A 16,227-nucleotide genomic window follows, 5' to 3' on the forward strand; every position below is an offset into this window, starting at 1 on the left:
CGAGAACGATGAAGAACAACACCGCACAGACCGCCGAAGATCCGATTCTGCAATGGGTGACCTTCCGCCTGGATAACGAGACCTACGGGATCAATGTGATGCAGGTGCAGGAAGTCCTGCGCCACACCGAAATTGCTCCTGTTCCCGGCGCCCCCGAGTATGTGCTGGGCATCATCAACCTGCGTGGCAATGTGGTCACTGTGATCGACACCCGCCAGCGCTTCGGCCTGGCGCCGGCACCGGTGACCGAGCAGACCCGTATCGTGATCATCGAGGCGGACCGCCAGGTGGTCGGCATTCTGGTCGACAGTGTCGCCGAGGTGGTCTACCTGCGACAGTCCGAGATCGAGACCGCGCCGCATGTTGGTACTGACGAGGCGGCCAGGTTCATCCAGGGCGTATGCAACAAGAATGACGAGCTGCTGATTCTGGTCGATCTGGAAAAGATGATGACCGATGACGAGTGGGCAGAGTTGCAGGATATCTGACGCCCATGGATGAACGCTGGCTGCTTCTGGGTGCGGGGCTGCTGCTGGGGACACTGGTGTCGTTGCTGATTGCCAGCCTCCTCGGCCAGCGACGGCTGGCCCGCCTCCAGCACGAGCAGCAGGCCCGGCTGGATGCCCGTATCGACAAGCTGGGACAGAAACTCGCGGAGTACCAGCAGAGCAATATCCGCATGGGCGAGGAGTTGCTCAGCCTGCGCGAGAAGCTGGGTCAGCTGGAAAACCGCCAGCAGCGGGTGGAGCAGCAGGATGTCCAGGGCATGCCCTACAACCAGGCCAGTCGACTGGTACAGATGGGCGCCAGTACCGATGACCTGATGCAGGCCTGTGGACTCAGTCGCAGCGAAGCCGAACTCATGCTCAAGCTGCACGGTCAGCGCGACTGACGGCTCCCCCATCCGGGCCCGCCCCATATCCCCCCTGCATCGTCTATGCTGTCTGGCATTTCCCCTTGCAATGCAGGCGACCACACATGAACAGGTTACTTACCACTCTGATACTGGCCGGCAGCGCGTCCCTGGCCCAGGCGGACATGGCCACCCGCACGGTGGACTACCACATCGACGGCGAAGTCTTCCAGGGACTGCTGGTCTACGATGACAGCGTCACCGCGCCCCGTCCGGGATTGCTGATGGTGCCGAACTGGATGGGGGTCACCGAGAATGCCGCGAAGAAGGCCTGGCGCGCTGCCGGCAGCGACTATGTGGTGTTCATCGCCGACATGTACGGCAGGCACATCCGCCCGGCGGATGCTGCCCAGGCCGGTGCCGCCGCCGGTGCGGTGAAGGGTGACACCGAGCTGATGCGCACCCGGGTCAATGCCGCGCTGGAGGTGTTCCGTCGGGAGGCGGCCGAGCTGCTGGATACCTCCCGCATGGGCGCCATCGGCTTCTGTTTCGGTGGCACTTCGGTGCTGGAGCTGGCGCGGTCCGGCACAGCCCTCAGCGGCGTGGTGTCCTTCCACGGCAACCTGGATACCGGCCTGCCGACCAAGCCGGGAGCAGTGAAGTCTCCGGTGCTGGTGTTGCATGGTGCGGACGATCCCTATGTCCCGCCGCAGCAGGTGGTCGACTTCGAGGCGGAAATGCGCAATGCCAGGACAGATGACTGGCAGCTGCTCAGCTTCGGCGGCGCGGTACACTCCTTCACCGATCCCACCGCCAATCTCCCCGGACAGGCCATGTATGATGCGCGGGTGGCCGACCGCGCCTTCCGCCAGATGCGGCTGTTCTTCGCCGAAACCATGGCGTTGCCTGTGCCGGACACCTCGCGCTGAGGCCCCGGCCAGAGGTCTTCCGATAGGGTCGGCGGGGCAGGGCAGGGATGACCATAACGGGTGATATTCAGCGCATGGATAACGGTGGCGGTGGCTGGAGTCCGCTGCGCCGCCGACGGATACTGGCAACAGACCAATAACAACAACCAGGGAGTTACACATGTCTAGACCTGAGCTGCCAGGCTGGCGCTGGGGGCCTTTCACCTTCCGCATGCCCTTCTACCACACCCGGCTGTATTGGCCGGAGCTGCTGCAGGGCATCTTCATCGCCGCTGCCACCGGGCTGTCGCTGATTCCCATCATGACCATGTTCTTCGGTCTGACCTTCGAGGAGGCGGTGGCGGCCTCCATGATCCATTCGATACTCATCAGCAGTGCCCTGATCGTGTTCGGCGAACCCTACGCGCCGGGCTGGCTGACTCCGGCGCTGCCGCTGGTACTGGCCTTCGCCATCGGCATAGGCGAGGACCCGAGTCTGCGCCTGCAGGCCATGGCCGCACTGTCGCTGGACTTCGCTCTGCTGCTGTTCGTGCTGGGTGTCACCGGGCTGGGCCGACGCTTCATTGTCTGGCTGCCGGACACCCTCAAGGCCGGCATCATTCTCGGCGCCGCGCTGGCGGCCCTCAAGCGGGTATTCATCGATGATGCGGAGCGATTTTTGCTGCAGCAGCCGATTGCCACGGCCCTGGCCTGTGCGGTCTGCCTGATCTTCGCCTTCTCGCTGCCCATGCAGCGCTGGCGCGAGAAATATCGCTGGGTAGCGCTGATCGCCGCGCTGGGGCTGCTGCCGGGCTTTCTGGTGGCGGCCGTTGTCGGCCCGCTGGTCGGCGAGGTGGACTACAACGTCCAGTGGGGCATCCTGATTCCGCCGGTTGGCGACATGTGGGCCAAGATGTCGCCGTTCTCCATCGGTTTTCCGAGTGTCAGTCTGATGCTTCAGGCCATGCCGCTGGCGCTGATCACCTACATCATCCTGTTCGGTGATCTGGTCACCGGCAACGAGGTCATTCTCGAAGGGCAGAAGAGTCGTCCCGATGATCACATCGATATCAACCCGACCCGTTCTCACCTGGCCCTGGCGATCCGCAACGCACTGATGGGGGTCATCGCCCCGGTGTTCCCGACCCAGGGTGCCATGTGGACCGGCGTTCACGTGATCATCGTCCAGCGCTGGAAGCAGGGGCGTGAAGCCATGGACAGTCTGCACAGCGGACTCATCTCCTACTACGGGATGGGCATTCCGGTGCTGTTCTTCCTGCTGCCGCTGCTGACCGGTCTGCAGCCGCTGCTGGGCATTGCCCTGTCTCTGACCCTGGTGCTTACCGGCTTTGCCTGTGCCTATATCGCCATGGGCATTCCCACCAACAACGCCTCCCGCGGCGCGGTACTGATGATAGGTGCCGGTCTGGCCTTCTTCGAGCCCTGGGTAGGGCTGCTGTTCGGGGTCGCCACGACGCTGCTGCTGGTGGGCTGGGACACGGCGCCGGCACCGACAGCGGACGAGCTCAAGGTCGTCGATCCGCGCCGTGCAGGCCTGGAGCAGGAGGGCTGAATCCGCACTGCCCCCGTGCCACCTCGGGAATGCTAGACTGCCGGCTCGGCAAAATGGCTTCCCGAGGTAATGCGTGCGCCCCCGTAGCGATAGTCAATATTCCGCTGGTCCGGTCAACTGGCGGATCATCCGCAGTCTGCTGCCCTATCTGAGCGAGTTCCGGGGCCGGGTATTGCTCGCCATGGCCTGCCTGGTGCTGGCCAAGCTGGCTGGTGTGGCGGTCCCCTGGGTGCTCAAGCTGATCGTCGAGCACTTCGAGAACAGCCCCGAGTCGCTGATGCTGGTGCCCGTGGCCCTGCTGATCGGCTATGGTCTGCTGCGCTTTGCCACCGTGTTTTTCTCCGAGCTGCGCGACGCGGTATTCGCCCGAGTAGCCGAGCGGGCGATGCGTCGCATTTCCCTCAGGGTTTTCGAGCACCTGCACCGGCTTGACCTGAGCTTCCATCTGTCCCGACGTACCGGCGGACTGGCCCGGGATATCGAACGGGGCACCAGCGGCATCAGCTTCCTGCTCCGATTCATGGTGTTCAACATCATCCCGACGGTACTGGAGATCGCCCTGATCGCCGGCATCCTGCTGGTCAACTTCAGCCCGATGTACGCCCTGGCGGTGCTGGGGTCAGTGCTGGTGTACGGGCTGTTCACCATCAGTTTCACCGAGTGGCGAAACCGCTTTGTGCGCGAGAGCAACAAGCTGGACAACAGTTCCAATACCCGGGCGGTGGACAGCCTGCTGAACTACGAGACGGTGAAGTACTTCGGCAACGAGGCGTTCGAGGCGCGCCAGTACGATGCTCATCTGGCCGGGTGGGAGACCGCGAGAATGAAGACGCGGCTGTCGCTGTCGGCACTGAATTCCGGTCAGGCCTTCATCATTGCCGGCTCGGTGACCCTGCTCATGGTGATGGCCGCCAGCCAGGTGGCCAGCGGCGCCATGACCCTGGGGGAGCTTGTGATGATCAACGCCTACATGATTCAGCTGTTCATCCCGCTCAACTTCCTCGGCTTCATCTACCGGGAGATCCGCGAGGCCCTGATCAACATCGAGCGCCTGTTCGGTCTGCTGGAGGCGCCGGTGAAGGTGCAGGACCTGCCCCAGGCGCCAGCGCTGCAGGTGACGGGGGGCGACGTCCGTTTCGAAGGCGTCTGCTTTGCCTATCAGGCGGACAGGCCCATACTGCATGAGGTCAGCTTTACCATTCCCGCCGGCCATACCCTGGCCGTGGTCGGCCCCAGCGGGGCCGGCAAATCGACTCTGGCGCGCCTGTTGTTCCGGTTCCATGACGTGGATCAGGGCTGCATCCGCATCGATGGGCAGGATATCCGCGAGGTGACCCAGCAGAGCCTGCGCGCCCACATCGGCGTGGTGCCCCAGGATACCGTGCTGTTCAACGATACCATCGGTTTCAATATCGCCTACGGGCGCCCGGGAGCAACCGAGGAGGAGATCTGGGAGGCGCTGCGTCTGGCCCAGCTGGAGGAGTTCATCAAGCGCCTTCCCCAGGGGCTGGAAACCCAGGTGGGTGAGCGTGGGCTCAAACTGTCCGGCGGCGAGAAGCAGCGTATTGCCATCGCCCGGGTGCTGCTGAAGAATCCGCCGGTGCTGATTCTGGACGAGGCCACGGCGTCGCTGGACACCCATTCCGAAAGGCGCATCCTGGACGCCCTGAATCTGGTCTCGCAAAGGCGTACGACACTGGCGATTGCCCACCGGCTGTCGACCATAGTCCATGCCGAGCAGATTCTGGTGCTGGATCAGGGCCGCATTGTCGAACGCGGCAGCCATCAGCAGCTGCTCGCTGCCAATGGCGCCTATGCCCGGCTGTGGGCCGAGCAACAAAAAACCGCCGACCCGTTGCCAGGCGGCGGTTCCTTGTCACACTGAGAGTCTCAGAGGCCGAACACCCAGAACATCAGGTAGTAGGCCATGATGCCGACAATGGCGACGCCGGCGAGGTTGAGCTTGAAGCCGGCATTGATCATGTCGCTGATCTTCATGTGGCCGGTACCGAACACGATGGCGTTCGGCGGCGTGGCCACCGGCATCATGAAGGCGCAGCTGGCGGCTACTGCCGCGGGTACGGCGAAGAGGATCGGCGATACATCCTGGGCCAGGGCCAGAGCACCCACCAGAGGCAGGAAGGCTGCGGCAGTGGCGGTGTTGCTGGTGACCTCGGTGAGGAACAGGATGACCGTGGTGATCAGCAGGACCATGGCCAGCACCGGCAGCGTGCCGAAGATGCCCAGGCTTTCCGCGATCCAGACTGCCAGTCCGGAGGAGCTGATGACGGCGGCCAGGGACAGGCCGCCACCGAACAGCAGCAGCACGCCCCAGGGCATGGTCGTGGTGGTTTCCCAGTCCATCAGGAACTGACGTTTCTTCAGGTCAACCGGAATCATGAACATGATGATGGCCGAGGCAATGGCGATCACGGTGTCGTTCAGCCAGGGCAGACTCTTGCCGAGCACCGGCTGAAAGATCCACGCGGCGGCGGTCAGCAGGAACATGATGCCAACCAGCTTCTCACCGCGGCTCATCGGCCCCAGGTCGACCAGTTGCTGGCGCAGCAGATCCCGGCTGTTGCTGGAGGTCAGGCCGAAGTCCTTCCGGGACAGCATGTACCAGACAACCACCAGCATGGTCAGGGCAATCGGCACGCCGATCAGCATCCATTGGGCAAAGCCGATCTGGATGTCGTATTCGCTGGACAGGAAGCCGGCGAGCAATGCGTTGGGCGGCGTGCCGATCAGGGTGCCGATACCGCCGATGCTGGCTGCATAAGCAATACCCAGCAGCAGGGCGACTGCGTACTTGCGCACCGCTTCGGGCTGATCGCCGTCATACATGCTGACCACGGACAGGCCAATGGGCAGCATCATGATGGCGGTCGCCGTGTTGCTTACCCACATGCTGAGGAAGGCAGTGGCGATCATGAAACCACCGATCTGGTGGCTGGGCTTGCTGCCCACCGCCAGCAATACGCTCAGTGCGATGCGCTTGTGCAGATTCCAGCGCTGCATGGCCAGTCCCAGAACAAAGCCGCCCATGAACAGGAAAATCGTGGGGTTGGCATAGGGGGTTGTAGCCTGGGCAACAGTGCCCAGGCCAAGCGCGGGGACCAGTACGATCGGCAGCAGGGAGGTGGCCGGGATCGGAATCGCTTCGGTTGACCACCAGGCTGCCAACAGGAACATCAGACCTGCCGCCTTCCAGGCGGGCTCGCTCATGCCGCTGGGGGCAGGTAGTATCAGAGTGGCCACGAGGAGGGCAATGCCCACCAGCAGGCCGACGATCCGCGAAACGGGAATGCCGCTGGGATGGGTATTATCGAGTTCAAGCATCTTTTTTTTCCGTGTCAGGGATTGAAAACCGGTGACGTCCATCGCAGTGGGAGCCGGGGTCCCGAGCTGCAATTTTCGGCAAGCCGGAAATTGTGCCGGACTGGCTTGATGGAAAACCACTCTGGCGCCGCGCTTTTAGTCTAGTAGACACAGGGACGTTTTTATGCGGGGCTTCTCATTGTGGTACGTAGGGGGTAAAAAGGCTCTTTTATTACTGCCCTGGCAAGGACAGGCTTAATCCATGCGATTGAAATGCATCAAACTGGCAGGCTTCAAGTCCTTCGTGGATCCGACCACTGTTCACTTCCCGAGCAACATGGCGGCCGTGGTCGGGCCCAACGGCTGTGGCAAGTCCAACATCATTGATGCGGTGCGCTGGGTCATGGGCGAGAGTTCAGCCAAGAACCTGCGTGGGGAGTCGATGACCGACGTCATCTTCAATGGCTCCAACACCCGCAAGCCGGTCGGTCAGGCCTCCATCGAGCTGGTGTTCGATAACAGCGACGGTACCCTCCAGGGCGAATATGCAGGCTACAACGAGATCTCCATCCGCCGCAAGGTGACCCGGGAAGGGCAGAACCAGTACTTCCTCAACGGTACCAAATGCCGCCGCCGGGACATTACCGACATCTTTCTCGGTACCGGGCTGGGTCCGCGCAGCTATTCGATCATCGAACAGGGCATGATTTCCAAGCTCATCGAGGCCAAGCCCGACGAGCTCCGCCTGTTCATCGAAGAGGCCGCCGGCATCTCCAAATACAAGGAGCGCCGGCGCGAAACCGAGAATCGCATCCGCCGTACCCATGAGAACCTCGAGCGTCTGACCGACCTGCGCGAGGAGCTGGAGCGTCAGTTGGCGCACCTGCATCGTCAGGCGCAGGCTGCCGAGAAGTACAAGGCCTGGAAGGCCGAGGAACGCCAGCTCAAGGCCCAGCTGCAGGCCCTGCGCTGGCGGAGCCTGGATACCCAGACCCGGGAGCGGGAGCAGGAAGTACGCAGTCTCGAGGTTGCGCTGGAGGCGGTGATCGCCGAGCAGCGCAACGCCGACAGCGAGATCGAGAAGTGGCGCGATCAGCACACCGAGCTGAACGACAGTTTCAATCAGGTGCAGGCGCGCTATTACAGCATCGGTGCCGATATCAGCCGCATCGAGCAGGCGCTGCAGTTCAACCGGGACCGCCAGCGGCAGCTGCAGGAGGACCTGCAGCAGGCCGACCAGGCCTGGGCAGAGGCGCAGAGTCACCTGAGCCAGGATCAGGCGCTGCTTGCCGATCTGACCGCAGAGCTGGCGCGTATCGAACCCGAGCTGGAAATGGCCGGTATGGCGGATGAGGATACCGCTCAGGCGAGCCTTGCCGCCGAAGAGGCCATGCAACAGTGGCAGGCTCGCTGGGACGAGTTCAACCAGCGGGCCAGTGCTACCCGCCAGCAGGCGGAAGTGGCCCAGTCACGGATCCGCCATCTGGAGCAGAGCGTGGAGCGCTTCGGTGACCGCCTGCGGCGCCTGGAAGAGGAGGGTGGCGGCCTCGACTCGGGCGGCCTGGAGGAGGATGTGGCTGCTCTGGCAGAGCAGCTGGCTGAGCTCGAGCTGCGTGCCGAAACCGATCAGCAGCAGCTCGACGAGGTTGCAGACAGCCTGCAGCGTGAACGCCAGGCGCTGGATGCTGCCGCCCAGGAACTGGATATCCGCCGCGGAGAATATCAGCGCAGCGGCGGACGTCTGGCTTCGCTCGAAGCCCTGCAGCAGGCAGCCTTGGACCAGGGGGCGGGGGTGCAGAAGTGGCTGCGCGAGCAGGGGCTGGAAGATGCACAGGTACTGGCGACGCGCCTGCAGGTGGAACCCGGTTGGGAACGAGCGGTGGAAACCGTGCTCGCCGCCGATCTGCAGGCGATCAGCCTTGACTCCCTGGACGCTGTGCAGGACATGCTGGGCAGCTTTACCCAGGGGCAACTGCGTCTGGTGGATGCCCTTCCCGCTGACGGATCGCCCGCCGCCGGGGACAGTCTGCTGGCCCGGGTTTCCTCGCCGCTGGCGCTGGAGCCCTGGCTCGGTCACGTGCGTACCGCTGCGGATCTGCCGCAGGCGCTGGCTCTGCGCGACAGCCTCGCCAGCCACGAATCCATCGTCACGCCTGCCGGGCACTGGATAGGCCCCAATTGGCTGCGCTTTCGCGCGGGCGATGACCAGGAAGCGGGGGTGCTGGCCCGTCAGCAGGAGATGCAGCAGCTGCAGGCCAGTCTGGAGGAGCAGGAGGCTCGGCTGGCCGAAGGTGAGGAACAGCTGGCCCTGCATCGCGAGCGAATACAGCACCATGAACAGCAGCGTGATGCACTGCAACAGGGGCTGGCCAGGCTCGGCCGGGAGCAGGGTGAGATCAAGGCGCGCAACTCGGCGCTGCAGGTCAGGCTCGAGCAGATGCACGCCCGTCGTCAGCGCATTGCCGCTGACCTCGAGGACATCCGCGCCCAGCGCAGCGAAGAGCTTGAGCAACTGGCCGAAGCACGGCTGGTACTGCAGGAAGCGCTCGATCTCATGGCGGCCGACGCCGAGCAGCGCGAGCAGCTGACGCAGCAGCGCGAGCAGGTACGGGGTCAGCTCGAGGCCGCCCGGGAACAGTCACGGCAGAACCGGGACAGGGCGCATCAACTGGCGCTGCGCGTGCAGTCGCTGCGCGCGCAACTGGAATCCACCCGCCAGGGGCTGGACCGTCTGCATGCCCAGACCGAGCGGCTGGCCGAGCGCCGGGAACAGCTGCAGATGCAGCTGGAGGAAGCCCGGGATCCGGAAGAGGATCAGCGCATGGAGTTGGAGGCGTTGCTGGAACGCCGGGTCCAGGCCGAAGAGGATCTGGGTATTGCCCGCCAGGCACTGGAACAGGTGGACCAGCAGATGCGCGAGCAGGAGCGCAGGCGCAGTCAGGCCGAGCAGCAGGCCCAGGTACTGCGGACCCAGCTGGATGATCGGCGCCTGCTGACCCGGGACATGCAGACCCGTCGCCAGGGGCTGCAGGAACAGCTTCTGGAAGCCGGGTACGATCTGCGCACGGTACTGACAACCCTGCCGGAAGGGGCCACCGAGGCAGACTGGGAACAGCAGCTGGCACGGCTGGACGCCCAGATCCAGCGCCTGGGCGCGATCAACCTGGCCGCCATCGAGGAGTACGAGCAGCAGTCCGAGCGCAAGCGTTATCTCGATGCCCAGAATGCGGATCTGGAAGAGGCTCTGCAGACCCTGGAGCAGGTGATCCGCAAGATCGACAAGGAAACCCGCAATCGCTTCAAGGAAACCTTCGACAAGGTCAACGGCGGGTTGCAGCATCTGTTTCCCAAGGTGTTCGGCGGCGGCAGTGCCTGGCTGGAACTGACCGGGGACGACCTGCTGGACACCGGTGTCACCATCATGGCCCGTCCGCCGGGCAAGAAGAACAGCACCATCCACCTGCTGTCCGGTGGTGAAAAGGCCCTGACCGCGATCGCCCTGGTGTTCTCCATCTTCCAGCTCAACCCGGCACCCTTCTGCATGCTGGATGAGGTCGATGCCCCGCTGGACGATGCGAACGTGGGGCGTTACGCGCGCATGGTCAAGGAGATGTCCGATCGGGTTCAGTTCATCTATATCACCCACAACAAGATAGCCATGGAGATGGCCGATCAGCTGATGGGGGTGACCATGCATGAACCCGGATGTTCACGCCTGGTCTCAGTGAATGTCGAGGAGGCGGCGGCACTGGCGGAAGTATAGAATCGCCCGGTGCAAACTCCCCTGCGAGCATGTTACTGTCTTGCATGGGTGAAAGTATGTTGTGGAAATGACGGGCTCCGGGATGTCGTGCGGTGCCCGCCAGTGCACTGCCCAACGGTTACGGCAAAACAGACGGGAACACATTATTCATGGATTTTGGTTTGCGTGAATGGCTGATCATCATCGGCCTTCTGGTTATCGCGGGGATCCTTTTCGACGGCTGGCGGCGCATGGGTGGACGCTCGCGCATACGCCTGAAGCTGGAGCGCAATCTGCGAGACCTCTCTGATGCTCCTGATCACGATGAGCTGCTCGGTCCGGCCCGCATCGTTTCCCGCGCCGACAGGGCAGAGCCATCCCTCAGCGAGGAGTTCGGTCTGGCTACCGACGTCGACGTTGCCGAGCAGCCGCGCCAGCCCCAGCAGGTCGGACTGGATCTGGACGAGCCCGAGGAGGCTCCGGTTTCGCAACCGCAGGCCTGGCGTGGCGCGCGCAAATCCCGGGTGGAGGATGAGGAGCCGGCGACCGCGTCCGCCAGCGCTTCCTCTGCAGCATCCGGAGCCGCGGCGGCCAGCGAGCCGGCACCCGTGGATGAGGTGCTGGTCATCCATGTGGTCTCGCGCAGTGAGGAGGGCTTCCCGGGTGCGGCTCTGTTGCAGAGCATCATGGAGAGCGGCCTGCGCTTCGGCGACATGGATATCTTTCACCGCCACGAAAGCATGACCGGGTACGGGGATGTGCTGTTCTCCATGGCCAACGCCCTGAAGCCCGGCACCTTCGATCCGGATGCCCTGGAAACCGGTCACGTACGGGCCGTCAGCTTCTTCATGGGGCTCCCCGGTCCCCGTCATCCCAAGCAGGCTCTGGATCTGATGATTGCCGCCGCACGCAAGGTCGGGCAGGAGCTGGGAGGCGACCTCAAGGATGAGCACCGCAGCGTGCTCACCGCCCAGACCATAGAGCATTACCGCCAGCGCATCGCCGAGTTCGAGCGCAAGCGCATGAGCCATCGCCGCTGAGTTCTATCCGGGCGGGTCCACCCGCCCGTGTCCCCCTGCGCGCTGAGGCCCGGGCGCAATTTCCCCCGTCATCCCTGCTACAATCATTGGCCCTGTTCCACCCCGGTGCCACAAAACATCATGACCGTACAACCCGATCCGGCCCTGCGCGTCAAAGAACTGCGCGATCTTATCGACCAGCACAACTACAGCTACTACGTGCTCGATGAACCCACCGTGCCCGATGCGGAGTACGACCGTCTGTTCACGGAGCTGCGGGCGCTGGAAGAGGCCAACCCGGATCTGGTGACGCCGGACTCCCCGACGCAGCGGGTGGGAGGCCTGGCCTCCGGCGCCTTCGGCCAGGTCCGCCATGAAGTGCCCATGCTCAGCCTGGGCAATGCCTTTGCCGAATCGGACTTGCTGGACTTCGACCGTCGCATCCGCCGCACCCTGGACCTGCCTGAGGGTGACCTGTTTGCCGCAGGCAGCAGTGTGGCCTATTGCTGCGAACCCAAGCTCGACGGTCTGGCCATCAGCCTGCTGTATGAGGATGGCGTGCTCACTCGGGGAGCCACCCGGGGTGATGGCACCACCGGCGAGGACATTACCGCCAATGTGCGTACCGTGCGCAACATTCCGCTGCGGCTGCGCGGTGAAGGATGGCCGGCTGTTCTGGAGGTGCGGGGTGAGGTCTACATGCCCAAGGCCGGCTTCGAGCGGTTGAACGCCGAGGCCCGGGAAACCGGGGGCAAGACCTTCGCCAACCCGCGCAATGCGGCGGCCGGCTCCCTGCGTCAGCTGGACTCGGGCATCACTGCCCGTCGTCCCCTGGAATTCTGCAGTTACGGCATAGGCCGGTTCGAGGGGGAGCTGCCGGACACCCAGGTCGGCATACTGCATCGGCTGCGGGACTGGGGAATGCCGATCAGCCGGGAGCTGAAGCTGGTCGAGGGTATTGACGGCTGTCTGGACTACTACCGGGACATCGGCGAGCGACGCAGCAGTCTGCCCTATGAGATAGATGGTGTGGTGTTCAAGGTCAATGATCTGGGCTGGCAGCGCGAGCTCGGCTTCCGCGCCCGTGAGCCGCGCTGGGCCATCGCCCACAAGTTTCCCGCCAGCGAGGAGATGACCGAGTTGCTGGATGTGGAATTCCAGGTCGGCCGCACCGGCGCGGTTACCCCGGTAGCGCGATTGCGCCCGGTGCAGGTGGCCGGGGTGACGGTATCCAATGCCACCCTGCATAACATGGACGAAGTGCAGCGCCTCGGTGTGATGATCGGCGATACCGTGATCATCCGCCGTGCCGGCGATGTCATTCCCCAGGTCATGCAGGTGGTGACCGACCTGCGACCCGCCGATGCACGCCCGGTGCAGATTCCCGAACACTGCCCGGTGTGTGGCTCGGCGGTGGAACGTACCCAGCTGGTCAAGCGCGGGCGGGGCAGGCAGACGGTTACCGAAGGCGCGGTGTACCGCTGTGTCGGCCGACTGGCCTGCAAGGCGCAGCTCAAGCAGGCGATCATCCATTTCGTCTCCCGTCGGGCAATGGACATCGACGGGCTCGGCGAGAAGATCGTCGAGCAGTTGATCGAGCGGGAGATGATTGCCTCGCCTGCCGACCTCTATGCGCTGACCTATGATCAGGTCGTTACCCTGGATGGCTTCGCGGAGGTGTCGACCAACAATCTGCTGCTGGCCATCCAGCAGAGCAAACAGGCGAACCTGGCCCGCTTCATCTACGCCCTGGGCATTCCCGATGTGGGGGAGGAGACCGCCAAGCTGCTGGCCCGCGCCCTGGGATCACTGGAGCGCATCAGCCAGGCGCGCCCCGAGGTGCTGCAGTTCCTCCCCGAGATCGGTGCCGAGGTCGCCCACGAGATCACCGCCTTCTTCGAGGATGAACACAACCGCAAGGTGATCCGCCAATTGCTCGAACGCGGCGTGCAGCTGCAGGAGGAGGGCGATCTGGCGCCGGAGTTCGCCGCCAGTGTCAGCCTGGGTGAGTTCCTCGCCCGGCTGGAAATTCCCTCGGTCGCCGCCACTAGTGCCCAGCGCCTGGCCGAACGTTTCGGCAGCCTGTTGGCGATTATCGAAGCCGACTGGCTGGACCTGAAACAGGTGGAGCGGCTCAACGAGAAGGCGATCCGGAGTCTGCGCGATTATTTCGCCGATGCCAGCACGCGTCAGCGAGTGCTGGATATCGAGCAACAGCTGCGGGATTTCGGCATGCACTGGGAAAGTCCCCGCAGTCAGAGCGGCGAGTTGCCTCTGGGCGGCCAGACCTGGGTGCTGACCGGCACCCTGGAAGCCTTTTCCCGGGACGTGGCCAAGGAGTATCTGGAGCGCCTGGGCGCCAAGGTCGCCGGCAGTGTATCGAGCAAGACCCACTGCGTGGTCGCCGGGCCGGGCGCTGGCAGCAAGCTGGCGCGGGCCGAACAGCTCGGTATTCCGGTGCTGGACGAGGCCGGCCTGCTGCAGCTGCTGGCCGACCACGGAATCACACCCTGATGCACAGGGTCATCCTGGCCCCGATGGAGGGTCTGGTGGACGCGCCCATGCGCGATATTCTCACCCGCATCGGTGGTATCGATCGCTGCGTCAGTGAGTTCATCCGGGTGACCGATGGCCCGCTGCACCCGGCGGCCCTGCACCGTATCCTCCCTGAAAGCCGTCAAGGCTGGCGTACTGCAGCGGGAGTGCCGGTGCATCCGCAGCTGCTTGGCTCCGATCCGGACTGGCTGGCGTACAATGGCGCCTGGCTGGCCGATCTGGGTGCGCCGGCGGTGGATCTGAACTTCGGTTGCCCGGCCAAGACAGTCAACCGTCACCGTGGCGGCGCCACCCTGCTGCGCGAGCCGGAAACCCTCTACCGTATCGTCTCGGCAATGCGCGCGGCGCTCCCTGCCCGTGTCCCGGTCACGGCCAAGATGCGCCTGGGCTACAGCGATACCAGTCAGACCCTCGAATGTGCCCAGGCCCTGGCTGACGGGGGGGCTGCAGAGATTGCCGTTCACGCTCGCACCCGTGAACAGGGCTATCGCCCGCCGGCGGACTGGACCTGGCTGGCCCGGGTACGCGAGGCGGTGTCGGTGCCCGTGGTGGCCAACGGCGATGTCGTCGATCTGCAGACCTACCGGGAGATACGACGGGTCAGCGGTTGCGAGCAGGTGATGATAGGCCGAGGCCTGGTTGCCTGTCCGGATCTGGCGCTGGTCATCCAGCGCAGCTGTTCAGGGGAAGCGGCAGCGGCGATGGGCTGGGAATCCCTGCATCCCTGGCTGGTGGATTTCTATGCCCAGGTACGCGAACGGGTGGTCGATCGCCACGTGCCCGGTCGGCTCAAGCAGTGGCTGGCCATGCTGGCGGGCGTCTATCCCCAGGCGCGGATACTCTTCGATCAGATCCGCCGGCAGACCTGTGCCGATCAGGTGGCTGAGCTGCTGGAGCAGGGCAGTGCAGCTCAGCTGCTCGCGGCGCCGTCCAGCACCTGCTGACGGAAGGCGGTGGGGCTCATGCCGGTCCAGCGGCGGAAGGCCCGGGTGAAGCTGCTCGGGTCGAGAAACCCCAGCTCATAGGCGATGCTGGTCAGCGACAGCTCCCCCTCACCGATCATGCGAATGGCGGTTTCCCGGCGCACTTCGTCTACCAGCTGTTCGTAGGAGGTCCCTTCCTGGCTCAGCTTGCGACGCAGATGGCGTGGGCTGATGTTCATCGGACTGGCCACCCGTTCCACGCTGATATCGCCGGAGCCGAGCAGCAGCTGAATGCGGCGTTTGACCTGCTCCACCAGATCATGGGAAGGCTGGCTGGCGAGGATGTCCTGCAGGGTATCGATCAGCCGCGAGCAGATGAAGGCATCCGCGGTTACCAGTGGCGTCTCCAGCAGGCCCAGCGGCATGGTCAGCGAACAGGCCGGACCGGAAACCACCTCATCACATTCCAGCAGACGGTGACACTCCGCCAGTTCCTCGGGAGGACGGCGCAGGGTGGCACGGCGGAACAGACCCTTGCCCGAGTCGTCCAGCTGTCGGAGGATCTGGCCCAGATAGCCGATCACCGCCTCCAGATGCTGGGGGTGGGGCTCGCCGACCGGTGTCAGCAACAGATGGGATTCGCCAATGTCCCGACGCAGTTCCACGCGTACCTGGGTGCTCATGATGGGAAAGAAGCGAGTCAGATGTTCCAGCGCGGCGCCTATGCTGGCGGACGTGCTGGCGGCCAGGGCCAGCAGGCCCATGGCCGAGGGCGAATGAATCCGGTTCAGGCGCAGGCCGAACAGGTCGTCCCCGGCCAGCCGCAGCGCTTCGCTCCAGATCAGATTGGCATTGGCCTGCTCGATGAAGAGCGAGGCGGGCAGCGGGCTTCTGGTCAGCTCCTGTGCAAGGCTGGAATGACTGAGGCTCAGGCCGTACTGGGCCAATGCTCGCTCCATGATCAACACCCAGTGGGCGTGCTCACGAATCCGACTTCTCTTGTTGTCCATACTGCTTCCCAGCATAGAGCTCCCATTATTCTGTGGTGACAGAAGCTCGTTCTGTCTCTGGAGTCATCTCGGGTGGGCGCAGAGCTGCGCCAGGAACTGTAAAATGATGTTTCGCTGTGCAAAATTAGGCGTTATTCCTGTCTTCCCGGAATCACCGGCCTGACCCCTTTGGGGGATGGTCAACTGGGGAAGACAGAAAAGATCGGCACCAGGCCGCACGGCTGTTACAAAGGCCCAAGGCAGGGCTGTTTTAGCAGACATCTCCACGGCATGCAATCTGAGCGAAGGGGGATTTTCGGGCGGGATGGCATATTGGCTTCAC

At 63.9% G+C, this 16,227-nt stretch carries 11 protein-coding genes; 9 read left to right on the top strand and 2 right to left on the bottom strand.

The genetic code is table 11. The features are described 5' to 3' along the window. Positions 1-8: 8 nt before the first annotated feature. From VF673_RS08955 to VF673_RS08975, 5 genes are all read left to right on the top strand, one after another. Complete coding sequence (locus VF673_RS08955; protein WP_090537472.1) at positions 9-488, top strand: chemotaxis protein CheW; 480 nt, start codon at positions 9-11, stop codon at positions 486-488. A gap of 5 nt (positions 489-493) precedes the next feature. Then, the gene (locus tag VF673_RS08960) at positions 494-892 is read left to right on the top strand and encodes a DUF2802 domain-containing protein (RefSeq protein ID WP_440291662.1); all 399 of its coding nucleotides are present in this window, start codon (positions 494-496) and stop codon (positions 890-892) included. A gap of 86 nt (positions 893-978) precedes the next feature. After that, on the top strand, positions 979-1,782 hold the full coding sequence (locus VF673_RS08965; protein WP_440291663.1) for a dienelactone hydrolase family protein: 804 nt from the start codon (positions 979-981) through the stop codon (positions 1,780-1,782). Positions 1,783-1,942: 160 nt separating this feature from the next. Beyond that, positions 1,943-3,334, top strand: a complete 1,392-nt coding sequence (locus VF673_RS08970) for a hypothetical protein (RefSeq protein WP_440291664.1) — start codon at positions 1,943-1,945, stop codon at positions 3,332-3,334. Positions 3,335-3,407: 73 nt separating this feature from the next. Beyond that, positions 3,408-5,219, top strand: a complete 1,812-nt coding sequence (locus VF673_RS08975) for an ABCB family ABC transporter ATP-binding protein/permease (RefSeq protein WP_440291665.1) — start codon at positions 3,408-3,410, stop codon at positions 5,217-5,219. A gap of 5 nt (positions 5,220-5,224) precedes the next feature. Here VF673_RS08975 and VF673_RS08980 read toward each other — a convergent pair whose 3' ends face one another. Continuing rightward, a complete protein-coding gene (locus VF673_RS08980) occupies positions 5,225-6,676 on the bottom strand; it encodes an SLC13 family permease (protein ID WP_440291666.1) in 1,452 nt (483 codons plus the stop codon). Positions 6,677-6,917: 241 nt separating this feature from the next. Here VF673_RS08980 and smc point away from each other — a divergent pair, with 241 nt between their 5' ends. The 4 genes from smc to VF673_RS09000 all read left to right on the top strand — a co-directional run bounded on the left by smc (position 6,918) and on the right by VF673_RS09000 (position 14,916). Next, positions 6,918-10,418, top strand: a complete 3,501-nt coding sequence (gene smc / locus VF673_RS08985) for a chromosome segregation protein SMC (protein ID WP_440291667.1) — start codon at positions 6,918-6,920, stop codon at positions 10,416-10,418. 149 nt (positions 10,419-10,567) lie between these two features. Beyond that, positions 10,568-11,437 carry a cell division protein ZipA gene (zipA, locus tag VF673_RS08990; RefSeq protein WP_440291668.1) on the top strand — a complete coding sequence of 290 codons (870 nt, stop codon included), beginning with the start codon at positions 10,568-10,570 and terminating at the stop codon, positions 11,435-11,437. Between the two features lie 120 nt (positions 11,438-11,557). Then, the gene (ligA, locus tag VF673_RS08995; protein WP_440291669.1) at positions 11,558-13,930 is read left to right on the top strand and encodes an NAD-dependent DNA ligase LigA; all 2,373 of its coding nucleotides are present in this window, start codon (positions 11,558-11,560) and stop codon (positions 13,928-13,930) included. Next, positions 13,930-14,916: a tRNA dihydrouridine synthase gene (locus tag VF673_RS09000; RefSeq protein WP_440291670.1), complete on the top strand. Its 987-nt coding sequence runs from the start codon at positions 13,930-13,932 to the stop codon at positions 14,914-14,916. Before ligA ends, VF673_RS09000 begins: the two co-directional genes overlap by 1 nt. Here VF673_RS09000 and VF673_RS09005 read toward each other — a convergent pair. Continuing rightward, positions 14,883-15,905, bottom strand: coding sequence for a helix-turn-helix domain-containing protein (locus tag VF673_RS09005; protein ID WP_440291671.1), 1,023 nt, complete (start codon positions 15,903-15,905; stop codon positions 14,883-14,885). The genes VF673_RS09000 and VF673_RS09005 overlap by 34 nt on opposite strands. Between the last annotated feature and the right edge of the window lie 322 nt (positions 15,906-16,227).

Origin of the sequence: Halopseudomonas sp. Lyrl_26, assembly GCF_051948695.1 — a bacterium.
GTDB classification, from domain to species: Bacteria; Pseudomonadota; Gammaproteobacteria; order Pseudomonadales; family Pseudomonadaceae; genus Halopseudomonas; species Halopseudomonas formosensis.